The organism is Burkholderia aenigmatica, from assembly GCF_902499175.1.
In the GTDB taxonomy this organism is placed as follows: domain Bacteria; phylum Pseudomonadota; class Gammaproteobacteria; order Burkholderiales; family Burkholderiaceae; genus Burkholderia; species Burkholderia aenigmatica.
The window spans coordinates 59,905-83,765 of the sequence record NZ_CABVQC010000031.1; the positions used below are offsets into that span (position 1 = coordinate 59,905).

General features: G+C 65.2%; 21 protein-coding genes. 17 read left to right on the plus strand and 4 right to left on the minus strand.

Going from position 1 to position 23,861, the window contains the following annotated elements:
* Window positions 1-26 precede the first annotated feature (26 nt).
* From BDO18943_RS22345 to BDO18943_RS22395, 11 genes are all read left to right on the plus strand, one after another.
* Window positions 27-581: a phage tail assembly protein gene (locus BDO18943_RS22345; protein ID WP_175024079.1), complete on the plus strand. Its 555-nt coding sequence runs from the start codon at window positions 27-29 to the stop codon at window positions 579-581.
* Between the two features lie 48 nt (window positions 582-629).
* Entirely contained in the window at window positions 630-3,065 is a 2,436-nt protein-coding gene (locus BDO18943_RS22350) for a phage tail tape measure protein (RefSeq protein WP_175024080.1), read from the plus strand.
* Window positions 3,065-4,435 (plus strand): DNA circularization protein, encoded by a 1,371-nt coding sequence (locus BDO18943_RS22355; protein ID WP_175024081.1) that lies wholly within the window; start codon window positions 3,065-3,067, stop codon window positions 4,433-4,435. The genes BDO18943_RS22350 and BDO18943_RS22355 overlap by 1 nt, the downstream gene beginning before the upstream one ends.
* A 5-nt stretch (window positions 4,436-4,440) precedes the next feature.
* Window positions 4,441-5,598 (plus strand): phage baseplate assembly protein, encoded by a 1,158-nt coding sequence (locus BDO18943_RS22360; RefSeq protein ID WP_175024082.1) that lies wholly within the window; start codon window positions 4,441-4,443, stop codon window positions 5,596-5,598.
* Window positions 5,598-6,119 carry a phage baseplate assembly protein domain-containing protein gene (locus BDO18943_RS22365; RefSeq protein WP_175024083.1) on the plus strand — a complete coding sequence of 174 codons (522 nt, stop codon included), beginning with the start codon at window positions 5,598-5,600 and terminating at the stop codon, window positions 6,117-6,119. Before BDO18943_RS22360 ends, BDO18943_RS22365 begins: the two co-directional genes overlap by 1 nt.
* 84 nt (window positions 6,120-6,203) lie before the next feature.
* Complete coding sequence (locus tag BDO18943_RS22370; protein ID WP_175024084.1) at window positions 6,204-6,785, plus strand: phage GP46 family protein; 582 nt, start codon at window positions 6,204-6,206, stop codon at window positions 6,783-6,785.
* A complete protein-coding gene (locus BDO18943_RS22375; protein WP_175024085.1) occupies window positions 6,782-7,903 on the plus strand; it encodes a baseplate J/gp47 family protein in 1,122 nt (373 codons plus the stop codon). The genes BDO18943_RS22370 and BDO18943_RS22375 overlap by 4 nt, the downstream gene beginning before the upstream one ends.
* Window positions 7,904-7,905: 2 nt before the next feature.
* Complete coding sequence (locus BDO18943_RS22380) at window positions 7,906-8,505, plus strand: putative phage tail protein (protein ID WP_175024086.1); 600 nt, start codon at window positions 7,906-7,908, stop codon at window positions 8,503-8,505.
* Window positions 8,505-9,482 (plus strand): hypothetical protein, encoded by a 978-nt coding sequence (locus tag BDO18943_RS22385; protein WP_175024087.1) that lies wholly within the window; start codon window positions 8,505-8,507, stop codon window positions 9,480-9,482. The genes BDO18943_RS22380 and BDO18943_RS22385 overlap by 1 nt, the downstream gene beginning before the upstream one ends.
* 7 nt (window positions 9,483-9,489) lie before the next feature.
* Complete coding sequence (locus tag BDO18943_RS22390) at window positions 9,490-11,718, plus strand: hypothetical protein (protein WP_175024088.1); 2,229 nt, start codon at window positions 9,490-9,492, stop codon at window positions 11,716-11,718.
* Window positions 11,719-11,737: 19 nt separating this feature from the next.
* A complete protein-coding gene (locus tag BDO18943_RS22395; RefSeq protein ID WP_235996160.1) occupies window positions 11,738-12,502 on the plus strand; it encodes a hypothetical protein in 765 nt (254 codons plus the stop codon).
* A gap of 252 nt (window positions 12,503-12,754) precedes the next feature.
* On the opposite strand, the gene BDO18943_RS22400 is transcribed toward BDO18943_RS22395, so the two are convergent.
* The 3 genes from BDO18943_RS22400 to BDO18943_RS22410 all read right to left on the minus strand — a co-directional run bounded on the left by BDO18943_RS22400 (window position 12,755) and on the right by BDO18943_RS22410 (window position 15,511).
* A complete protein-coding gene (locus tag BDO18943_RS22400; protein ID WP_043183730.1) occupies window positions 12,755-13,402 on the minus strand; it encodes a response regulator in 648 nt (215 codons plus the stop codon).
* On the minus strand, window positions 13,399-14,856 hold the full coding sequence (locus BDO18943_RS22405) for a sensor histidine kinase (protein ID WP_175024089.1): 1,458 nt from the start codon (window positions 14,854-14,856) through the stop codon (window positions 13,399-13,401). The genes BDO18943_RS22400 and BDO18943_RS22405 overlap by 4 nt, the downstream gene beginning before the upstream one ends.
* Before the next feature lie 163 nt (window positions 14,857-15,019).
* Entirely contained in the window at window positions 15,020-15,511 is a 492-nt protein-coding gene (locus BDO18943_RS22410; RefSeq protein ID WP_175024090.1) for a papain-like cysteine protease family protein, read from the minus strand.
* A gap of 187 nt (window positions 15,512-15,698) precedes the next feature.
* Between BDO18943_RS22410 and BDO18943_RS22415 the strand changes: the two genes are divergently transcribed.
* On the plus strand, window positions 15,699-16,718 hold the full coding sequence (locus BDO18943_RS22415) for a DNA-binding protein (RefSeq protein WP_175024091.1): 1,020 nt from the start codon (window positions 15,699-15,701) through the stop codon (window positions 16,716-16,718).
* 124 nt (window positions 16,719-16,842) lie between these two features.
* Here the strand turns inward: BDO18943_RS22415 and BDO18943_RS22420 are convergent, their stop codons facing one another.
* A complete protein-coding gene (locus tag BDO18943_RS22420; protein ID WP_175024092.1) occupies window positions 16,843-18,414 on the minus strand; it encodes a hypothetical protein in 1,572 nt (523 codons plus the stop codon).
* Window positions 18,415-18,722: 308 nt separating this feature from the next.
* Between BDO18943_RS22420 and BDO18943_RS22425 the strand changes: the two genes are divergently transcribed.
* The 5 genes from BDO18943_RS22425 to BDO18943_RS22445 all read left to right on the plus strand — a co-directional run bounded on the left by BDO18943_RS22425 (window position 18,723) and on the right by BDO18943_RS22445 (window position 23,854).
* Entirely contained in the window at window positions 18,723-19,343 is a 621-nt protein-coding gene (locus BDO18943_RS22425; RefSeq protein ID WP_175024093.1) for a TetR/AcrR family transcriptional regulator, read from the plus strand.
* Between the two features lie 230 nt (window positions 19,344-19,573).
* Complete coding sequence (locus BDO18943_RS22430; RefSeq protein ID WP_175024094.1) at window positions 19,574-20,632, plus strand: NADP-dependent oxidoreductase; 1,059 nt, start codon at window positions 19,574-19,576, stop codon at window positions 20,630-20,632.
* 107 nt (window positions 20,633-20,739) lie between these two features.
* The gene (locus tag BDO18943_RS22435; RefSeq protein ID WP_175024095.1) at window positions 20,740-21,039 is read left to right on the plus strand and encodes a putative quinol monooxygenase; all 300 of its coding nucleotides are present in this window, start codon (window positions 20,740-20,742) and stop codon (window positions 21,037-21,039) included.
* A 135-nt stretch (window positions 21,040-21,174) separates the two neighbouring features.
* Window positions 21,175-21,630 carry a (2Fe-2S)-binding protein gene (locus BDO18943_RS22440; protein WP_043183740.1) on the plus strand — a complete coding sequence of 152 codons (456 nt, stop codon included), beginning with the start codon at window positions 21,175-21,177 and terminating at the stop codon, window positions 21,628-21,630.
* Between the two features lies 1 nt (window position 21,631).
* Entirely contained in the window at window positions 21,632-23,854 is a 2,223-nt protein-coding gene (locus BDO18943_RS22445; RefSeq protein ID WP_175024096.1) for a xanthine dehydrogenase family protein molybdopterin-binding subunit, read from the plus strand.
* The last annotated feature ends 7 nt before the right edge of the window (window positions 23,855-23,861 follow it).

Below are 23,861 nucleotides of genomic sequence, written 5' to 3' on the forward strand. Positions count from 1 at the left end.
GACCTACCATTTCTGAGATTCCCACCATGAACAAACAGGACATTCACGTCATCACGCTGGTCGACGGCCTGCGTTCGCAGGTCGGCGACAAAGAGGTGCGCTATCGCACCGTGCGCCTTCGCGAGACGACGGTTGCGGACGAGTATGTCGCGATGCAGCTGGCCGAGCGCGTCGTCGACGTGAAAGGCAAGCCGACGCTGTTGGTGTCGGACGAGCTGTATCGCATCGCGCTGACGATGCGGCATTGCGAACGCTTCCAGTGCGCCGGCCTGGACGACATCCAGCTCGAGCTGCTGACGCTGGAGATGTTCGGGCGCTTGTCGCCCCTCGACCTCGCCCGAATCGAAGAGCGCTGCGTGCTGGTGGATTTGGCCGCCCAGTATCGCCACGGGCTGATCACGAAGGATGCGTTCGATTCGATGCTCGCCGACTCGACCAACCCGGAGAACGCCGGCCCGCGATCCGAGGGCCAGGCTGCAGAACTGGGAGATGCTGGCGCGGCAACTCAGTCTGGCCCTTCGATGCTCGCTGACTTCGCTGCGCGAGATGCCCAAGGTGCAGCTGATGGCGCAAGCCGCTGACCTGGAACGACTGCATAAGGCCCAGCGCGCTGAAGCGAGGAAGAGACGATGAGCAGCATGACTCTGCGGTACATCATCAACCTGACCGGCGATTTGAAGCGGCGCGCGGCCGAGAATGCGCGCGCCGTCGAGCAGGCCAGCAAGCGTCAGACGACCGCACTGACGAACACGGACAAGGCAGCGCAGAAGACCGAGAAGTCCATCGAGAAAATCGGTGCGAAGACCAACGCCAGCAAGGTCGACGCGGATGCGCGCAAGATGCAGTCCGGCTTGAACAACGTGACGACCGCGGCGAATCGAACCACCGGGGCGCTCGGCAGCGTTACGGCGGCAACGCAGCGTGCCGACAGCGCGCTCGCCCGGTTGGGCAGCTCGTCGTCGCTCGACCGAACGTTTCGCTACCTCGGCAGCGTGGCGCGCCGGATGAACGATATCCGCCGCGACGCCGATCGCATGGCGGCGGTGTTGGCGCGCGCCGGGCAGACGGCCGGCACGATTGCGGCCGGGACGGCTGCAGGTGGTGCAGCTGCTGTCGCTACGCTGAAACGCCCGGTCGAGTTCGATATGCGGCTGGCCAACATGGCCAACGTCGCCTATGGCGATCGCAACCTTGCTGGCCGAATGCTCGGCATGAAAGAGCTGGAAGCAACGATCAACGATGCTGTGCAACGCGGTGGCGGCACTCGTGACACCGCTGCCGAAGCACTAAACAAAGTCATTTCTTCCGGTGTCGTCAAAATCGACGCGGCGAAGGCGATGCTGCCAGATCTGCAGCGTGGGGCGACCGCTGGAGACGCAGATGTCACCGATATCGGGAACATCGCGATTGCTGGCTTGCGCAACTACGGGCTTACCGAATCAAACATCGGCCAAGCGATTTCGAAGGCCGTTGTCGCCGGCCAGGAAGGCGGCTTCGAGCTGAAGGACATGGCACGCTGGCTTCCGGAACTCATGGCGGCATCGAGCGATAAGCTTGGCATGCGCGGTATGGGTGACTTTGAACGGCTCGTGTCATATGCACAGGCGTCGATGATGACCGCAGGCAGCACGGATGCTGCCGGAAACAACCTGAAGAACCTGATCCTCAAAATCAATTCGGCAGATACCGAGAAAGATTTTGCTCGCCTCGGTGTCAATTTACCGAAATCGCTCGCGCGTGCCCGTGAGCGGGGCATCGACGGTATTGCTGCGTTCGTTGATTTTTCTGAGCAGATCGCCGCCAAGGATAAGAGTTTCGTTTCGCTCCGCAATCGCGCAGCTTCCGAGCAAGGGGAACAGAAAAAGGCGACGCTTCAGGCGATGGCTTCGATTCTTCAGGGCTCTGCGATCGGCCAGGTAATTCAGGATCGCGAGGCACTGATGGCACTCGTCGGCGTCATGCAAAACAAGGCGTACGTGAAGGATGTATTGGGGAAGGTGCATGCCGATACCGGACAGGCTGTCGACTCGAACTTCGCTGGCATCTCGAATCGCGCAGGTTACAAAGCACAGCAACTGGCCAACGAAGCCGACATATCGCGTAGTCGCGTGTTCGAGCAGATCGATGGTCCGCTGAAGTCGGTGCTGACCAGCGCGACGCAACTGGCACAAGCATTCCCCGCCGTGACGACGGCGTTGACTGGTTTCGGCCAGGCTGTAGGCGTCGCAACGGCGGCCGGCGCTGGCGGCGCACTCGCCGCATTCCTGCTGAACCGTGGCCGCGCGGGCGCGCCAGGCACGCCAGGTGGTGGCGGTCTCGGCGGTTTCGGGGCCGGCCCGGTGCCCGTCTATGTCGTGAACAAGGTTCCGGGCTGGACCGCGCCGACTCCCGGCGGCGGCGCTGCTGGCGCGGCCGCAGGCGGTGCTGCAGCTGCTGGCGCCGGGCGTGGGCTGATGAGCCGGCTCGGCGCCAGCGCCCCGTGGATGATCACGGCCGGCCTTGCCGCATATGACCTGCTACCCACGCTGCTCGACAGCAGCAAGACACCCACCGAGAAGGTGAACGCGGCCGGCCGTGCCGCCGCAGGCGTTGCAGGTGGCTGGGCCGGCGCTCAAGCCGGCGCGGCGCTCGGTGCATTCGGTGGTCCGTTTGCGCCCGTTACCGTGCCGCTCGGCGGTGCGATCGGTGGCGCGGTGGGCTATCTGGGCGCCACGTGGGCCGGCGATGCCCTGTCGCGGATGAACATGCTGCCGTCGCAACGGGCCGGCGTGCTGTCCAGTGCGTCGGGCGGCCAGGTGCAGGTGCCGCAGGACATGCAGGATCGGTTGAGCATTCTGCGTACCACGCCCGCGTACATGACGAATCCGCTGATGCAGCCGACTGCCGGCCTCGACATGTTGAAGCGCATGCAGTCCGAGCCGCAGCGTGTCGAAATCGGCAATGGGCTGCTCGGCATCAACATCTCGGTTCACGATGATCGCGTGCTGACCAGCACGCAGGTTCTGCAACAACCGAGCGCGCTGCGGCTCGATCCGGGCGCGACGAATCCTGGAGGAACGAACTAATGGCGATCATCGACGACAAGGGCCGTTCCGACTGGCTCGGCCAGCTTCGCACCGCGTCGTGGCGCGACGTGCCGTTCCAGGTCGATTCGATCGAATGGTCGGCCGGCGAGAACACGGTACTGCGGGAATACCCGTTTCAGGATTTGCCGACCGTCTTCTCGATGGGCGCAGGCGCGGACGAAATCAAGTTCTCCGCGTACGTGATCGGCGACGACTACCTCGACCAGCTCGACAAGCTGCGGGCCGTCCTGAAAGGCGACGGCGTGCTGATCCACCCCACGGCCGGCAGCATGCGCTGCTGGCTGCACGGCAAATACACGGTTCGCGAGGCACCGACCAGCATGGGCGGCGTCGCGCGCCTTGACCTGACGTTCGTTCGCGCCGAGGCACGCCGATATCCGGCGGGCGCGACCAACACGTCAGACCAGGTGGCGAGCGCGGCCGACACGGCCGAGAAGTCGCTGATCGACTCGCTCGCCGCAAACTTCAGTCTGTCCGACCTCGCCGGGTGGGCGCACGACAACGTGCTCGACCGGATGCGCTCGGGTCTCGATGTGCTGTGGGACGGGATTTCGTACGTGAATCGGGCATTCGACACGTACAACTCGCTGGTGAGCCAGTACGTGACGTTCCCGTTGACCGAGCTGGCCGCGATTCCTGGTCAGCTCGGCAGCCGGATCGCCGATCTGCTCGCGATCCCGGAAACGCTCACGTCCAATCAGGCGTGGGATGCGTTCTCAGCAGCGCGGAATCTCTGGAAGGCGCCGTCGACGAGCAGCCTGACCGTCGACGCCGGCAGCGCGCCGCAGGCCATCGCTCCGTCGATCGCGGCTGCGTACGCGTCGGCCGGCTTCGTGCCGAACAACAATCAGGCGAAGCTCACTGCAGCATTCACGCCCGATCCCAGCCCATACGAGACGACCACCCGCACGCAAGTCGCCCAGGCGCTGAAGACGCTGGAAGGCTTCTTCAACGGCGTGGTGACGATCATGGCCGTGCGCGCGGTTGCGCAGATCGAGCTGGACAACTATGACCAGGCGGTCGCGCTTCGCTCGGACCTGAACCAGCAGATCAACGAGCTGCTGATCGCGAGCGCGGCCGAGCCGGTCGGCGGTGTTGGCGACGTCACCACGCACGACGCCCTGGTGGCGCTTCAGACTGCTGTCCTGACCGACCTGCAGTCGCGATCGCGTGACCTCGCGCGCCTGACGACATATACGCCGGAATCGTGGCAGCCGGCGCTCTATATCAGCTATCGCATGTTCGGCACGGTGAGCTGGGCCGACGAAATCCTTGCGATGAACCCGCATATCCGTCACCCGCTGCTCGTGCCGCCCGGCGTCGCGCTGCGCGTGATCAATCACGATTGATCCGTATGGCCGAGAAATTCACCAAAGACGACGCCAAGATTTTCGTGACCGTCAACGGCCGCGATTACCAGGGCTGGCTTACCTCTTCTGTCGAGCGCTCGCTCGAAACGCTCGCGAGCCGCTTCTCTATCCCGGTGTCGCTCATTCCGGGCAACCCGCCCGACATCAAGCGCCAGGACACGATCCGCGTGCGTATCAACGACACGCTGGTGCTGAGCGGCGTCGTGCTCGCGGCCGAGCCGTTCTATCGCCGGGACGATTGCGGCATGAAGATCGAGGGACGTAGCCACAGTGGCGATCTGGTGTCGTGCTCGGCGATCCATCAGGGCGGCCAGTGGCGCAACGCTCGGCTCGACACGATCGCGCGAGACATCTGCAAACCGTTCGGCATCGAGGTGAAGGTCGAAACCGACATCGGCGAGCCGATCCAGGATTTCAAGATTCAGCACGGCGAGAAGGCGGTCGCGGTGCTGGCGCGCGCGGCGCGGCTCCGTGGCGTGTTGATCACGACGGATGCCGAGGGGCGTGTCGTCATCACGCGGGCCGGGCTGAAGAAGAGCCACGGCTCCATCGTGCGCGGCGCCAACGTCATCAGCATGGAAAGCGTCGGCACGGATGCCGATCGGTTCTCGGACTACTTTTGCTACGGGCAAAGCAATGTCGTCCACAAGAAAAGCCTGATCGAGCTGGAGGTTGGCGGCAGCATCGGTGACGTGCACAAGGCATTCAGCCGCGCGACCCAGCAGAAGGCGCAGGCGCGTGATCCCGAGATGAAGCGGTATCTGCCTCTGGTCATCAACGCGGACGGGAACAACGCGCCGGCCGATATGCAACGGCTGGTCGACCACACGATGCGCGTGCGGCGCGGCATGGCCTACGGTCTGAAATACGTTGTCGAGGGCTGGACCTGGAAGGGCTTGCCGTGGGAGGTCAATACACGCGTGCCGATCTATGACGACATCGCCGGCCTGGACGGCACCGAGTGGCTGATCTGCGAGGCGAAGGCAACCGTCGACGTCCGGGAGGGTGATGTGACTGAGCTGGTCGTGCGGCCGGTCGAGTCGTATGACACGGTACCGCTCAAAACGAAGCTGAAGCACGGCAAGGCGAAGAACAAGCGCGGCAAGGATGGTGCCGTGCTCGAAGTGACTGGAGCAAACTGATGGATCTGTTGAATTTGCTGCGGCGGGCGTTGTTCCGCAATCTCCGCGAAGGCCCGGTGCAGACCGTGAGCGTTCGCGTGTTCGACACGAATGCGCGCGACGATGCGGAGCGGCACCAGGATTACGGCTTCGCCGGCAATCCGGGCGACGGTCAAGGGCTCGTGATCGAGGCCGGCGGTCACACTGTCGTGCTACGCATGGATCGTATCGACAGCCGGCCGCGCCTCGACGCGTACGAGGTAGCCGTATGGCACAAGGATGGGCACAAGATTTTGCTGAGCGACAACGGCAAGATTTCAGTGACCTGCACCGATTTCGACGTCGTCGCCGACAACATCACGCTGAACGGCAAGAACGGCGTGGCCGTCACGACGCCGAAAATGTCGACGAGTGAAGCGCTGCAGGTCGGCACCCGCGCCGAGATCGGCGAGTCGCTGAAGATCGGCAGCCAGGAGTTCGTTGACCACCAACACGATGCCGTGCAACGCGGCAATGATCTGTCCGGTGGCGTCGCTGGCTGACGCAAAACGGTCGATTATGAAATGCTTCACAACGATTTAAACCCGCTTTAAACCGATCATGAGGGCCTACAGACGCAGGCCATCATGATCGACATCCTGACCACCGCCCGAGCATCAGCAGACACCGGCATCCCGTTCGACTGGAGCGTGATTGCAGCTGGCCGCGTCAACGGCGCCGCGTGGCACGACTTCACCAATCCTTGCGCCGCACCCGGCCACTTCATTGAAGTGCTGGAGGTGCGCGCGCTCGAAATGGACGACTCGCTTTGCACGGCGGTCATCCTGTCTCTGTTCTCCGATCGACGCGCTGACGCCGACACCATCCTGCCTCACAACCAGACCGATCGACGCGGCTGGTGTGGCGACGAGTTCGTGAACGCCAGCACCGACGCTCCGCGCGACGTTACCGACCAGTGGGGATCGCACCTGTGGCTTTGCTACGTGACGAAAAGCACGGTCGACGTCCTGGAGCGTGCGCGATTCGCCGCATACGAGTCGCTGCAGTGGATGCTGCGCACGGAAATCGCCAGCCGGCTCGAAGTCGATGCGAGCTGGACGGGTGAGAACGCCGACCGGCTCGCGCTGCGGCCGCGCATCTGGCAATCCGACTCGACCCGCCCCGTATACGACGTGCTCTGGGGCACAACCCTGCGGAAAACATCATGAGCACGCCCATTCAAGTCACCATCCCGTCCATCCAGGAGGCGAAGGACAACGCACGCCGTCAGCTCCAGCAAGCGCTGGTCGACGCGGCGTTATCGACTGGCGCGACCTTGGCGGCCGCCGACATCGAGCTGGCGCGATCGAACGTCGAGGCAATGGCGTTCGTCCAGGGTGTCGGCGTGCACGGCGCGTATCGATATCTGCGCGATTTCGTTGCCAAGCAAGCGATCCCCACCAAGGCCGTCGACGAATATCTCGATGACTGGCTGACTGCCTACGGCATCCCGCGCAAGGAAGCGAGCGTATCTCAGGGCAAGCTGATCGGTTCCGGCGACGTCGGCGAAATCCTGAAAGCTGGTACGGCGCTGCAGAGCAGTGCCGGGCTGGAATTCACGGTGCTCGTCGATGCTGTGGTCGCGGCCGACAAGACGCTGACTCCGACCGTGGTCTGTACGACGCCAGGCGCGGCCGGCAATCTCGCGGCTGGCACACCACTGTCGCTCATCGCAACCGTTGACGGGATCGACGCGGACTTCACGGTCGGTGCGGCCGGGCTGAGCGGCGGCACCGAGCGGGAGACCGATCCCGAGGCGGTTTATCGGCTGAGCCAGCGCCTGGCGAATCCGCCGCGCGGCAGCGCGCCGACCGATTACGAGCGCTGGGCATTGTCCGTTCCAGGCATCACGCGCGCGTGGGGCGTTCGCACGCCCGGTGGCCCCGGCTCGGCCGGCGTCATCATCATGGCCGACAACAACGAATACGGCCTGCCGACCGCTGCCCAGCGTGATGCCGTCTATGCCTACATCCGCGACTCACGGCGCGGGCCGCCCGACGAGCTGTTCGTGATCATCCCGGAGCCTGTCTTCGTCGACGTCGTGCTGCAGATCGATCCCGACACGTTGGCCGTGCGGCAAGCGGTGACGCTGGAGCTGAAAGACCTGTTCTTTCGCGAGGCCACGCCGGCCGGCCGAATCGTTCACTCCCACCTGACCGAAGCAGTGTCCGCTGCGCCCGGCGAGTTCGATCACAAGTTCATTTCGCCGCCCGTGACGTCGGGCGGGTTCCTTGTCGCAGGCACGAACCAGATTCTCGTGCTGCGCTCGGTCGCCTTCCAGGAGTGACCGTGGATCGCTTCTGGCAAGCCCTGATGCACCTGTTGCCGCCCGGCTTCGCGTTCCCGCGCAATCGGCGCTCGGCTGTCATGGCGTGGCTGGGCGCGTGGGCGGCGGTGCTTCGTGAGCATCACGAGTTCGTCGACCGCGCGATCCGGCAGTGGATGCCACATCGCACCTGTTCCCGCCTGGAGGAATGGGAGGAAGCGCTTGGCCTCCCGGACTCGTGCGTCGCGCGCGAGCTGGACGAAGAGGAACGACGCACGGCCATGTTGGCGCGCTTGCGCGGCGACCTCGACCTGACGTTCGCGGACAGCTCGGCCGACAGCATCGGTGCGATGACGAACTACCTCGCGGCGGCCGGCTACGAGTGCGAAATCTGGGTGAATTACCCGTTCCGCGTCGGCCAGAACCGCGTCGGCGATCGGCTTGGCCGCAACGGCATTTTGTATGTGTATCCGGTTGGACTGTGCCGTAAGGCACGGGTCGGCAAGGCCCGCGTCGGCGACCGCCTGGTCGCTTGCCAGCCGGAGGTGGACGACCTGTATTGCCTGCTCAAGCGGATCGTCCCGTCACGCTTTGAAATCGAACTTGTCCCGGACATCGACTGATGGATTACACGAAGAGCAACAGCTATTCGATTGCCGACAACGGCAATCGGATGCATGACGACCGCAAGCCCGTCCCGACTGCAGTTGAGGACACGGACATGAACATGGTGATCTGGAGCCTGATGCAGGTCATCAAAGCCGCAGCGCTGGAAGGTAAGTCGTTCGACCCGGCGTCGGAGGAAACCTACAGCGTGTTCCTGAATGCGCTGAAGCAGCTGTTTCCGCTTCGCGAAGACATGACAGGCGCGGTTCGCTATTACGCTGCGACGCCGGCCCAGCGGGCCGAGCCGGTGATCTATGTGCCCGCATTCGGCCTGATGGAATGGCTTGCCGATCGAAACTATTACCGGTCACTCGACTGCGGCCAGCTCGTATTGAGCGGATCGGCCGCGCGACGCGGAACGGTCGCAGCCGACGGCTCGGCCAAGTCGAAGACCGATCTGCGCGGACTGTACGACTGGGCGGGGGAGAACGGGCTTATCGTCGCGGCCGCCAACTGGTCGCCCGGCGTATACGCGTTCTGCGACATCGACGCCAATCAGTTCCGGTTGCCCGATGTCCGTGGCGAAGGGCTACGCCTGTGGGACAACGGCCGCGGCGTCGACCAGGCGCGCGCTCTTGGCTCGTGGCAAGGCGGCGCCATCGAGTCTCACGGGCACGTAGCAAACAGCAGTGATGCGGGCGCAGTACCGGATCGTCGAACCGGTGGTGGTGGCGCACACAACCACAACAACGGCGAGTTCACGCGTTTGCTGAGAGCGCCATATGTCGGCTCCATCACGGGTAGCGACTCGACAAACAGTGGCTCGGAACAGGCCGTTGGTGCCGGTGATTCCGCTGACATTGCGGGTGTCGGAGACCACGACCACCTCATTACGGGCGTAGGACCACACCGTCACGATATCTCTGTCTCCTCGACTGGCGGCAACGAAACGCGGATGCGCAACGTTGCCGTCGCGGCACTCATCAAAATCTGAGGCACGCATGGATTACACCACCAGTCCCGACTACGGCGTCGCTGCGAACGGCCAGCGACTGCACCAGGACGCGAAAACCCCGGCGACGGTTATCAGCCGACGCGATTTGAACATGCTTATCTGGTCGCTGATGGAGGTGCTGAAGGCTGCCGGCATCAGCGGCAAGGAGTTCAGCCCTGGCGATCCCGACTCCTATCAACGCCTCCTGCGCTCACTTCGCCGGCTATTCGCCGATGCACCGGCCACCGCCGCAGCAATCGAGGCGCTGACCGATGGGCAGGTCGCGGGCCTGATCGGCTTTCCGACGCGCGCCGAGATGGACGCCAATCTGGCGTATCCCGACAACACTATCGCCTTGGTTACGAACGACGCTGATCCCGCGAACAACTCGTATTTTCGCAAGGTCGGCGAAAGTGGCACGGGTAGTTGGGTCATGTCGGATTACCCGTCGCAGGCCACGATCGAGGATTTGCAGAATCGGCTGGCGACGGCCGAGAGTCAAACGGTCGTGCTGCAGGTCGCGGACGTCGACGGCTTTGTGTTTGTGCAGATGTTGCAAGACGGAACGCTGGAGACGCCGGGACTGCGCCTTGGCCCGCGCGTACTGGCCAATGACACCTTTGGCCTGGAGTCCGGCACCGAAGCCGCGTTGCGTATGGTCGATGCGGATGGCTTCTGGATCGACGTTGTTGGCGATGACGGCAAACTGCCTGGTGCACTAGAAACCGGGCGGGCTGATGGCGTGCGGGTAGTCGACTCGGAGGGCTTCTATGTCGAATTGCTGGATCCGGCTGGCAACGCGATCGGGCAAGGACGTGTCGACCGAGACAACGAAGTGTACGGTGCACGCAACAGCCGAAATCTGGCGTTGAGCGCGGCCGTGAAATCCACGCTCAATTCGATTGTTTGCCCGTGGGCATGGGACTACAACCACATCGCCTTTTACGGCCAGAGTCTTGAGGCGTCGTACGAGACATGGCCCGCGCTGTCGCGCGTGAGTCGATACGCAAGCAATGTCATGGTTGGTGGCTCTGTTCGGCCGGTCACGGATACCGGTGCTTTTGACCCGGTGGGCGGCAATCCTGCGTTCCAGCCGCTCATTGCCGTTGTTCAAGATGAGTCGACCGGCGCATTGTTGTCGGATGCCCAGGTCGCAGCGCTGCCGCGTGGAAATATGGCCCGTGGGGAGTCGCCGGCCGTGGGCGCCGTCAATTTTGCGAAGCACTTGCACAATCAGCGTGTCGGCAAGCTGGACGACGCCAGCCGGTACTTCGTCGCGACGTCTTCTGGTGTTGGCGGCCGTACCATCGAGGCGCTTTCGAAAGGCGCAGAACCGGATCTGTGGCGGCGCCTGGTCGGTGCCGTCCAGCTGGCGCGTGACAACGCGACGGCCGCTGGCAAAACCTACGGGATCGGCGCATTCATCTGGATTCAAGGCGAGTGGAATTACGATCCGGCTATCGGTGGGGACACGACGAAAGAGGGCTACAAAGCAAAGCTGGCGCAACTCCGAAGAGATTTCCAAGCCGATTGTGTGACCGGGATCGCTGCTCAGAATGTGCAGCCTACGTTCATTACGTATCAGACGGGCGCTGGCTATACCCGCGACGAAAATGACCTTGCCATCGGTATGGCCCAATGGGAGTTCAGTCTGGAGAATCCCGGGTGCTATCTCGCTACGCCCGTGTATCCATTCACCGATAAGAACGGCCATCTGGACTCAAACGGATCGCGATGGTTCGGGCTCCAGCTCGGGAAGGTGATTCATCGGATCGTCGAGATGCGGCAAGACTGGCGGCCGCTATCACCGCGTCGTGCGATCGTTACTGGCCGCGTCGTCTCGATCGATTTCCACGTTCCGGAGCCGCCTCTGCGATTTTCCCTCCCGTACGTGGTGTCGGCGGCACAGGACTATGCAGACAAAGGCTTCACCGTGCTCGACGACAACGGTCGCGTGCCGATTTCGGAGGCGCGCATCGTACTCGACACCATCGTGGAACTCGTGTGCACCCGCGATTTCGTCGGGCAGGTCAAGGTTCGCTACGCCGACAAGACTTATCACTGGGGCAACGGATGCTTGTGCGACTCCGATGCGACGATTGCCCCTGACAACTACGAGTACGAAGCCGGACGAGGCTTCTATCCCGAAGCCAACGTGCAGGCGCTTGTCGGCAAGCCATACCCGCTGAGCAACTGGTGTATCGCATTCAGCATCACGCCTGACACCACCTACTAACGAACTGATCGAGGTACAAATGGGCATTCTTCTTCGCGACGACCAAGCATCCTACCGAGCCAACGCCAAAGGGATGATTTTTCCAATTTCGGACGCTGGCCTTGAGTTCGTCGGCGTATTCGGGGGCGATCTGACGGCGAGCAGCCGAAATTTCGCGGCCAACAAGCCGGCACTCGCTCCAGTCGGATCGCCGACCGTGAACGAGGACAGCATCGTCCTGACTGGTTCCAGCGCATTTCTGCAGACCGAGATGGCCGACTCGACCGACCTGACGTTTATCGCTATCGCTCGGCCGCTGGAAATGGTAGGCCACGTGCTCATCTCGAACTATCGATCGGTGTCCCTTGCCCATTCCGGCACGACGATCGGTGCGAGCTTGTATACCGTGCCTGAACCGGGGCCTGACAACGATGGGCTGAAGACCGTCGTTTTCGAGCGAGCAGTGACGGACGGGAACGCGTCAATTTTCGCGGGCGTGAGCCTCGAAAACGATCAGGGACTTGGTGTCTATCAGTTTCTCTGTGGGCGGTTCGACTCGTCGGCCAAGGTGCATCGTGTGAACAACCTCACGACCGGCCATTCGTTCACATCGGGTCCGGAACCCCGCGCCCTCGATCTCGGCGGAACCTTTCGCATTGGAGCGGGCTACGCGGCCGGCGAGTGGGAAGGCAAGTCTGAGTTTGTCTCTGCGATCGGGATGTCCCGCTGCATTACCGATCATGAGCTGACGACCCTGTACCAGTTCTGGAAAGGGTACTGCTCGCGGCGAGGGATCGTGATCTGAGTTTTGGTGCCCCTCAAACTGGTTTTGAGGGTGCTTCAAAGTGGTGTTGCAGGCCGGTTGGAGGTTTCCCCCCGGCCTGTTGTCTTTCCGGGATTTTTCCCCATGAATTGCTGGGTCAAATTAAACGGCGGCTCGGGTCAAATTAAACGGCGCGCTACTCCAAAGTCGCAGACGGTGCGTATCGCCCGGGCCGGTGCGCGACGCTGGAATGCGTGGCGGGGCGTACTGCCGACGCGCCGCCGGCAGCGGATGTCAGGGCTTCGGCGCCATCAGTCCTTCCCGCCACGCGAGCGCGACGGCCTGCGTGCGGTCGGACAGATGCAGCTTCGACATCACGTTGCCGAGATGCGTCTTCACGGTCTTTTCCGTAATGCCGAGCGTCGCGGCGATGCGCGCATTGCTGCCGCCTTCGGCCAGGCAGCGCAGCACCTCCAGTTCGCGCGCGGTCAGCCCGGCGAACGGGCTGCGCGGCGGCTTGCGCCACGCGCCGATCATGCGCTGCGCGATGCCGGGGTGAAGGGTGGGTTCGCCGTGGACGGCCGCATGGATCGCCTGCAGCAGACGCTCGCCGCGCATCGATTTCAGCAGGAACGAATCGGCGCCGGCGTCGATCGCGGCGAGCGCGAGCGCATCGTCGTCCGACGAAGTCAGCACCATGATGTGCGTATCGGCGCTGGCCGCCCGGATCGCACGAATCACGGCCGGCACGCCGGTGTGGCCCATGCCGGGCATCATCAGGTCGAGCAGCAGCACGTCGGGACGATGCGTGCGTACCTGCTCGATCGTCGACGCGCCGTCGTCCGTTTCCGCGACGATCTCGAACGACGCATCGAGCCGCAACAGCCCGCGGATGCCTTCGCGCACGACCGCGTGGTCGTCGGCAATCAGGATGGTGGTCATGCCGTCTCCATCGGATGGAAATGAACGGTCACGCGCGTGCCGTCCGCGCCCGACGCGATGTCGAGCATGCCGCCGGGTAGCGCATCGGCGCGCCAGCGCAGGTTGCCGAGCCCCATGCCGGTCGGCACGGCAGCCGGGTCGAAGCCGCTGCCGTCGTCGCGCACGACCCAGCGCCAGCGCGACGACGCTGCGCCGGAGGGCGCACGCACGGCGTCGCCCGGTTCGCACGCGATGTCGATACGACGGCAGCCGCTATGGCGCAACGCATTCGCGGCGGCCTCGTGGGTGATCATCAGCAGTTCGTGCGCGGCCGACGGGTGAGCGTCGAGCGTGTGCGCAGCACGTTCCGGCAGATCGAGCGACCAATCGATGCCCGAGCCGGCCAGCAGGTCGTGCACCGCCTGCGAAACGGCCGCACGCAGCCCGTCCTCGGCAATCGCGGGCAGGCTGAAGCCGGTCACCACGTTGTCGAGATCCTGCTGAAGATGATCGGCCAGACGCCGCGCCGCGCCGACCGTCGGCAACAGGTCGGGGTGGCGCTGCGCCTCGTACTCCAGCTCGGTCAGCTTGAGGCCGAGCACGAAGCTGCGCTGCTTCGCGGTGTCGTGCAGGTCGCGCGCGATCCGCGTGCGCTCGACCGACACCGCGAGCGCCTTCTGCATCCCGAAAGCACGCGCGAGCGCATCGGCCATCCGGTTGAAATGCGCGGCCAGTTCGCCGAGCTCGTCGCGAGACGCATCGGCGATCCGCGCCGACAGGTCGCCGGCCGCCCAGCGATCGGCGGCGGCCGTCATCCGCCGCACGCGCCGCACCAGCAACCAGACCAGCAGCCCGGCGAAGCTCGCGCCCATCGCGCCGAGATACAGCAGGGTGCGTATCAGGTCGTACGCCGACGCATCGTCCGCGATCTCGTAGTGCAGTTGCCAGCCTGGCCAGTAATGGACGCCGATCCGCGCGATGGCGCCGCCCGCCAGCGCGACGGGCGTGACGATGGCCCAGTCGCCGTCGCGGCGCAGCATCGTGTCGGGCGCGGCCGGATCGGCCGGGGTAGTTGCGAACGCGTCGGACAGCAGCGGCGACGCGGCCGGCGCGGTCGCGCATCCGGCGCCATCCGGTCGCGCAATGCGCACCTGCAGTCGCCCGGTGCCGAAGAAACCCATCATCGGCGCGAAATCCATCACGTCACGCGCGCCGACCCGCGCGATCTGCCAGAACAGTGCGTCGGCCGCCGCACGGCACGCAATCGGGTCGCGCCAGTCGACGGCACCGGTCGCGGCGGCCAGCGCAGGACGGTCGAGGTTGCCGAGAAACCGTCGGATGTCGCTTTCGGCATGCGCGCGCCACAGCACGCTCGTCAGCAGCGACGACAGCACCATCGCCACGAACCCCACGACGATGAACGTCGGCACGAGCTTGACGAACAAGCCACGGAAGCCGATCCGGAATGTGCGCAACGCGGGCTCCTTGTTGTTCTGTTTGCTTGACGGACGCACCGGATGAATGCCGACGACACGGCAAGGCAGCGCAACCGGCTTTCAATTGCGCCATGTTGACGGTTTTCGGAGACGGTTGCTGGGGCGTTATTGCCGGGAGGGTGGAGGGACGCCCGCAATGGACTCAATAGCGGTGCGGCCCCTTCACCAGCAGTCCGTCGGGTTTCCACCGTCCGGTGTCGAGTGTCGCCAGAAGCATCGTGCGCGCGGGCGGCCCCTCCGGGTCGTTGTAATGAACGGTGCGTTGCTTGATCCCCGTGATGACGATCACGTGACCGATTTCAGGCTGGCCAGGCCTGTCCAGGAAATGCCCCGCAGCCCAGATCGGACCGAAGTCCTTCAGGACCGCGGCCAGCCACTCGGGCGTAATGACCGTGGGCTGATTGAGCGCCACGAGTCCTTCGGCCGCGCACAAGTCAGGGATCCTCGACGGGGGAAGCCCCTGGTCTGCCTGCCAGAGCGCCGGAATACCCAGACGCGGCCCGGGGCGGTGGAAGTACGACACCATGCACGCCGCCGCATACCAGCATGCGTTGTTCAGTGCTTTGGATCCTGACTTGGTCTTCTTTACGCCACTCTGATCGACCATCGGCACGTTCAATCTGAAGTCCACCATTTCGGGTCTCCAGGCGGGAGTGATCCATAAGCGTATGAACAATCGGGCACGACGACAACCAGCGTGACTGGCGATCCACACGCCAATCTCGACATTATAGAAATAATGTCAAATCACACGGCTTGTTTAATTGGATATTTAACGGTTTACGTTATATTATTGACGAAATCATCAACCCAACCTCGCCATGTCCGATCTCGCTGCCGACGAATCCCGCCTGACCGCCGAAATCGAGCGCCTCAAGGCCGAATTCCCGAAAACCCGCGAGCTGTATCGCGAAGCCTGCGCGCTGCTGTTCTTCCGCTTCGGCATCACACCCACCGCGAACCGTCTGTACCAGCTCGTCCGCAAGGGCAGCATGAGCACGCCGACGGCCGTCCTCGGCGAGTTCTGGGCAGAGCTGCGGGAGAAGAGTCGTGTCCGCATCGAGCATCCCGACTTGCCAGCCGATCTGCAGGCGGCCGCCGGGGAGCTGGTGGCTGCGCTATGGAATCGGTCGAGCGCCGCCGCGGCCGCCGCGCTCGATGCCCTGCGCGCAGAGGTCGAAGCCGAGTGGGTGGCGGCGCGGGCGGAAGTGGCGGCGCTGCAGGCTGAACTGGCCCGCACCGAAACTGCATTGGAGCAACGCACGGCCGCGCTGCTGGCCGCGCAGGTGCGCATTCAGGAACTGGAACAGGCGAGGGCGGCGGACGACGCATCGCGGCAGGCGCTGCAAGCCGATATCGAACGCCTCACGGCCGACAACGCGGAAGGCGATCGCGCACTCGCGCAGGCACGCGCGGATTTCACCACCCAGCTCGACCGGCTGCGCGACGACGCCGGCCGGGCCGAGGAGCGCCTGCGCGCGTCGGAGAAGCGGGCGCTTCAGGAAATCGATCGTGAGCGCCTCGCGGCCGCTCGGCTGCAAAAGGAACTCGATGCGTCGGCATCCCGCACGGAGCAGCGCGATGCGCAGCAGCGCAAGGACGTGGCCGCGCTGCAGGCGCAACTCGGCGACGCGCTGCATCGATGCGGCATGCTCCAGGGGCAGCTCGACGGCGCGCAGGCGACCGATGTGGCGCGCGGCAAGGAACTCGATGCGCTGCGACGGGAAATGACGGTGCTCGCGCGTCGGGCACCGTTGCGGGGCGCGAAGGCTGCGCCCGCCGCGCAACGGGATGAGCGGCGCGCGCGCACGCGCAAGCGCGCCGACGAAGCGCCGCGCTGACGGCAAAACCGCACGCGTGCGTCAGCCGATGGTGACGCGCGCGCGAAGCCCGTAAGCGAGCAAGTGGGTAAGCAGGCAGCGATACCGCTACACCCCCAACCACTCGCCCACCCACCCAACCAAATCAACTCGACACATACCGCGACGGCAGCGCCGGCGCATCCGCCGGAATCGTGACGAGCGACGTGTTCAGCCAACCCTGCGGCGAGCCATTCGACTGCGCATACGCGCCGACGTACGGCATCATCCGCGTCGTCTGGTAGACCTGCGGCGTCCACCCCGCGGGCGCAAGGAAGATCGACGTCGCGCGCTTCTCGCTATACGCGGACGCACCATACGTCGAGATGTTCCACAGCGTCTGCTGATACGTCGCATAGTCGGCGTTGTGCCGCGACCCACCGGCCTGCCAGCCTTCGAGCTGGATAAACGTGTTGTACGTGCCGGCACCCGCGAGCAGGTTGTTCACCGTGCGCCCGTACAGGAACGACAGGATCAGCCCGCAGTTCGCCGGCGCGAAATCGCTGCCGACGCTCAGGTAATAGCGGCCGGTCGTGTTCAGGACCGACGCGTAATGCGAGTTGCCGATATCGGTCGACGTCGTCAGCGCGCTCGCGCCCATGAAGCTGTCGAACGCCTGCATCGTGACGCCCGCCGGCAGGTCGCTCGTCGCGCTGATCGCGACGATATGCGAACCGGCCGCCAGCAGCGTCAGGAACGCGGACAGCGTGCCCGCGTTCCAGTTGCCCTGCGCATCGACGAACGGAAACGCGCGATACCCCGTCAGCGCGAACACCGCCGGATCGGTACCGGCCTGCCACGCGATCTGCGGCACCCACATCGTCAGCGGGCCGGCGTTCGATGCACCGGACACGTACTGGTTCAGCGCATCGATGAGCTGCGCATCGGCTGCGGGCAGCACGCCATACGCGGCGCCGTTTTGCCAGCGCTGCACCCATTGGGCGACGAAGCCCGCGAGCTGGCCGCCGGTGAAGTCGGCGGGCGGCACGTAGCCGAGCGGGCCCGTGCTTTGGTACGCGGACTGGATTGCCGCAGCCGTACGCACGTTGCTGCCGAACATGCTGTTCGCGAAATCCTGGCAGTTGTTGGCCGGCGGCGTCGCGAGCTGCGCAAGCGGGACGACCCACGCCCCGTTTGCGGTCGCGACACCGCGATACAGCGTGAGATTCGCGACCGAATCGTGACCGGGAAACGTGGCGGCGTCGGCGCCCGACACGTAGCCGGCCGACGGCGTGACGCTCACGGTGGTCGGTTGCGACCCGAACGGATGCGTGTACGCGATCGCAAACGACGCGTCGCCGCCGGCAAGGCTGAACGATCCCGTGCAATCGCCCCAGCTGTTCGACGCGCTGACGGCGGTCGATTGCCCGGTCGAAATCTGCGCTTGCGACGCCTGCGGCAGCGAGCCGCTCTGGCTTGCCGCATTACCGTACGCGAGTGCCGTCGACGGGATCGCATTGACGACGTTGATCGTGATCGAGCGGTCGGCGATCCCGTAGTTGCGCGTGGATGCATCCGCGGCGCCGGCGGCGGCGAATGACGACGCGGACGTCGGGTTGCCGTCGCCGCCACAGGCGGCCAATGTGCCGACGAGCGGCGACAGGGTCAGCGCGGCGCCGCGCTGGATGAAGCGCCGGCGGTTCGGCGCGGACGGGCGTTCGGGTTTCGAAGCGGTCATGGGCGTTCCTGGTCACGGGTTCGGGAGGCGGCAACGACGATCCGGCGCATTGCACACGTGTGCAATGCCGGTCGTAATGCTGCGATTGCCGGCATGTGCGCCGCGCGTATTTATGCGGGAGATCGATGAAACGCCCGCGACGAAACCGAGTCGTGCGTGTGACGCCGTGCACTCGCCAGGGCGGGAGAGGAGCGAGGCATGCCGGCGCAACGTTTTGGGGGCCCGGCGGGGATCGGGTAAAGTGCCGCTCAACATACCGGATCGACGTTACTAGACGACCGGTCTAATCGTTGCTACCATACGCCATCATGAATGCATCTTCAGGCGCGGAAGTCCGCCAGCACATCCTGAACATCGCCAAGCCGATCATGCTCCACAAGGGGTTTTCGGCGGTCGGTCTGAACGAGATTCTCGCTGCGGCGGGCATCCCGAAGGGCTCGTTCTACCATTACTTCGGCTCGAAAGAGGCATTCGGCGAAGCGCTGCTCGAATCGTATTTCGACGGCTATCTCGCGCATCTCGACAACCTGTTCAAGCACCAGGCCGGCACGGGAGCCGAGCGCCTGATGACGTACTGGAGCAACTGGCTGCACACGCAATGCGCGGACGATCCGGAAGGCAAGTGCCTCGCGGTGAAGCTCGGCGCGGAAGTGTCGGATCTGTCGGAAGCGATGCGCGCGGTGCTGCGGCACGGCACGAGCCAGATCATCGAGCGGCTCGCAGGTAGCATCGAGGCCGGGCTGGCCGACGGCTCGCTGAGCGCGGTCGCCGATCCGTCGCATACGGCCGCGATCCTCTACGAGCTGTGGCTGGGCGCGACGCTGCTGGAAAAGATTCACCGCAACCGCAAACCGCTCGAACGGGCGATGGTCGAAACGCGGCGCATGCTGAACCTGCCGCCGCTCGAGCCGAGCGGAGCGCAGGCGTAACCCGGGCGCGCATCGGCGCGCCTTGGTTTTACCCTTTTTCTAGACGACTGGTCTACTCAATGCGCATGACGAACGTGCCACGCCGCGTTACGCTGTCCCGATTGTTTCAACCGCACGCATGCAGTCGCGACGGCCTGAGCGCCGCCGCCGCATGCGCGCGTCTCCTGCTGGTCCATCCCTGATCCGATCGTGCCCACGAAGCACGTCCATTCCTGTTGACGGAGGCTTACATGCCGCAAAGCAAGACCGCAAACCGCCAGATCATCCTGAATTCGCGCCCGGTCGGCGCGCCGACGCCGGGCAACTTCCGCACCGAATCCGGTGAGGTGCCGACGCCCGGCGCCGGCCAGGTGCTGCTGCGCACGGTCTGGTTGTCGCTCGACCCGTACATGCGCGGCCGGATGAGCGACGCGCCGTCCTATGCCGCGCCGGCCGAACTCGGCCAGCCGATGGTCGGCGGCACGGTCAGCCAGGTCGTTTCGTCGAACCTGCCCGCGTTCCGCGAAGGCGACCTCGTGGTCGCGGGTGCGGGCTGGCAGGACTATGCAGTGTCCGACGGCCGCGACCTGATTCCGCTCGGCCGCGACTTCGCGCATCCGTCGTACGCGCTCGGCGTACTCGGCATGCCGGGCTTCACCGCCTATACGGGGCTGTTGAAGATCGGCGAGCCGAAGGCCGGTGAAACGGTGGTCGTCGCGGCGGCCAGCGGTGCGGTCGGCGCGGTGGTCGGCCAGATCGCGAAGCTGAAGGGCTGCCGCGTGGTCGGCGTCGCGGGCGGCGCCGACAAGTGCGCGTACGTGACCGATACGCTCGGTTTCGACGTGTGCGTCGACCACCGCGATCCGGCGTTCGCCGAGAAGCTGAAGGACGCGTGCCCGAACGGCATCGACGTCTATTTCGAGAACGTCGGCGGGGCCGTGTTCGACGCGGTGTGGCCGCTGCTCAACGACCATGCGCGCGTGCCGGTATGCGGAATCATCGCGCACTACAACGACGCGGCCTACGACGACAAGGCCGTATCGACCGGCCGCGACCGCGTGCCGGCACTGATGGGCACGATCCTGCGCAAGCGCATCCGGATGCAGGGTTTCATCATCCTGGATCACTATGCAACCGGCTATGCGCCGTTCATGAAGGAAATGAGCGAATGGGTCGCGCAGGGCAAGGTGAAGACGCTCGAGGACGTCGTCCCCGATCTCGCCGATGCGCCTGAAGCGCTGATCGGCTTGCTCGCCGGCAAGAACTTCGGCAAGGTCGTCGTGCGCGTGGGTCCGGACGAACTGGCCTGACACGACAGTACCGGCTTGCAGCAACAACCGGCCGCCCGCCGGCGTTACATGAAATACCTGACGCAGGCGGGCGGCTTTCCCGATTCCGTTTCGATAGGAGTGACAAGATGGCGCTTCACGTGATTGCTTCCCTGTTCCTGAAACCCGAACACGCGGAGGCCGCCGAGGCGGAACTGCGCGGCATGGTCGCGAAGACGCGCACCGAGCCGGGCAACCGGCGCTACGACCTGTTCCGCGAGCAGGACGGCTCGCCGAACCTGCACCTGTACGAGATCTACGACGACCAGGCCGCCTTCGACGCGCATCTCGCAAGCCCGTATTTCGGTGAATTCCGTACGAAGTCGGCCGACTGGTTCACCGCGCCGCCCGTCATCAAGGTGCTGTCGGGCATCGACGTCGCCGAGTAACCACGCAGCACCACCGTCGCGGCCCGAGCCCACCCGTGCCGCACGGCACCCGCCGCACGGCACGCGGCGGCGATGACGACATCACGCGGCGCATCGTTCGCGCCACTTCCCCCATACACCGGCCCCGGAGGCTGAATGATCACCCTCAACATCAACGGCGAAACCCGCTCGGTCGACGCCCCCGACGACATGCCCTTGCTCTGGGTGCTGCGCGATGTCGTCGGCCTCACCGGCACGAAGTTCGGCTGCGGGATCGCCCAGTGCGGCGCGTGCACCGTGCATCTCGACGGTGTCGCCGCGCGCTCGTGCGTGCTGCCGGTCGCGGCCGTCGCGGGCCGCAAGATCACGACGATCGAAGCCGTCGGCGCGACGCCGGCCGGCCACAAGGTCCAGCAGGCGTGGCGCGAGCTCGACGTCGTCCAGTGCGGCTATTGCCAGTCGGGGCAGGTGATGGCCGCCACCGCGCTGATCGCATCGAACCCGAACCCGAGCGACGCCGACATCGACGCGGCGATGGCCGGCAATATCTGCCGCTGCGGCACGTACAACCGGATTCGCGCGGCCGTGAAGCAAGCCGCCAAGGAGGCCTGACATGTCCCGAGGACTGATCGAAGCAGGTCGGGCCGGCGCGGGCGTGTCGCGCCGTTCGTTCCTCAAGCTCGGCATGTCGCTGGGCGTGGCGGCGGGCGGCGGCCTGCTGCTCGGTTTCAGCCTGCCGGCCGCGGGCGACGATGCGCGCCGTTCGGTGATCGGCGGCGACGGCGATGAAACCGCGCGCGCCGGCGTGTTCGCGCCGAACGCGTTCGTGCAGATCGACCGCGCCGGCAAGGTCACGCTGGTGATGCCGAAGGTCGAGATGGGGCAGGGCGTCTATACGTCGATTCCAATGCTGGTCGCGGAAGAACTCGAAGTGCCGCTGTCGAGCGTGACGCTCGACCATGCGCCGCCGAACGAGAAGCTGTTCCTCGATCCGCTGCTCGGCGGCCAGCTCACCGGTGGCTCGACGTCGATTCGCTACGCGTGGGAACCGCTGCGTCGTGCAGGTGCGACCGCACGCACGCTGCTGGTCGCGGCCGCCGCGAAGCAATGGCATGTCGATCCGGCATCCTGTCGCGCCGCGAACGGCGAAGTGCAGCATCCGCCGAGCGGCCGGCGCGCGTCGTACGGCCAGCTCGCCGATGCGGCGGCCAAGCTGCCGGTGCCGAAGGATGTCGCGCTGAAGAAGCCGGCGGATTTCAAGCTGATCGGCACGCCCGCGAAGCGGCTCGATTCACCGGAAAAGGTCGACGGCACGGCCCAGTTCGGGCTCGACGTGCGCCTGCCCGGCATGCTGGTCGCGGTGATCGTGAACAGCCCGGTGTTCGGCGGCACGGTCGCGAGCGTCGACGATGCGGCCGCGAAGAAGATCCCCGGCGTGCGCCAGGTCGTGCGCGTCGACAACGCGGTGGCGGTGGTCGGCGATCACACGTGGGCCGCGAAGCGTGGCGCATCGGCGCTGGTCGTGAAGTGGAATGAAGGCGCGGACGCGAAGGTCTCGACGAAGGATCTTTTCGCGGATCTCGCGCATGCGGCAGCGAACGGCAAGGGCGCGGTCGCACGCAAGGACGGCGACGTCGACAAGGCATTCGCGAATGCGAAGACACGCGTCGACGCCGTCTATGAACAACCGTTGCTCGCCCACGCGACCATGGAACCGGTGAATTGCACGGTGCACGTGCGCGGCGACGGCTGCGAGATCTGGGTCGGCACGCAGGTGCCGACACGGGCGCGCGATACCGTGCAGCAACTCACGGGCCTCGCGCCCGACCGGATCGTCGTGCACAACCACCTGCTCGGCGGCGGCTTCGGCCGGCGGCTCGAAACCGACATGATCGGCCAGGCCGTGAAGATCGGCAAACAGGTCAACGCACCGGTGAAGGTGGTCTGGACGCGCGAGGAAGACGTGCAGCACGACATGTACCGGCCGTGCTACTACGACAGGATTTCGGCCGGCCTCGACGCGAATGGCAAGCCGGTTGCGTGGCAGCACCGGATCGTCGGCTCGTCGATCATGGCGCGCTTCGCGCCGCCGGCGTTCCAGCACGGCGTCGATCCCGATGCGGTCGAGGTTGCCGCCGAGCTGCCGTACGACCTGCCGAACCAGTTGGTCGACTACGTGCGCCAGGAGCCGCGCCACATACCGACCGCGTTTTGGCGCGGCGTCGGCCCGACGCGCGGCACGTTCGTGGTCGAGAGCTTCATCGACGAACTGGCCGCGCAGACCAAGACCGACCCGGTGCAGTATCGCCGCGCGCTGCTCGACAAGACACCGCGCGCGCGCAACGTGCTCGACGTCGCAACGAAGGCGGCCGGCTGGGGCGGCCCGGCGCTGCCGAAGGGGCAAGGGCGAGGTGTCTCGGTGATGCACGCGTTCGGCAGCTTCTTCTCGATCGTCGTCGACGTCGCGGTGGATAACGGCGAGGTGCAGGTGAAGCGTGTCGTGTGCGCGGTCGATTGCGGTATGGTCGTCAACCCGAACACGATCGAGGCACAGGTGCAGGGCGGCATCATCTTCGGGATCACGGGCGCGCTGTATGGCGAAATCACGATCGAGGACGGCCGCGTCGTGCAGAGCAACTTCAACGACTACCGGATGCTGCGGATCAACGAGACGCCGCCGATCGAGGTGCATCTCGTGAAAAGCGGTGAAGCGCCGGGCGGGATCGGCGAGCCGGGCACGGCCGCGACGGCCGCGGCGGTATCGAACGCGATTTTCGCGGCGACCGGCAAGCGGCTGCGCAAGCTGCCGGTCGGCGACCAGCTGAAGACGGCGTAAGGGGAGG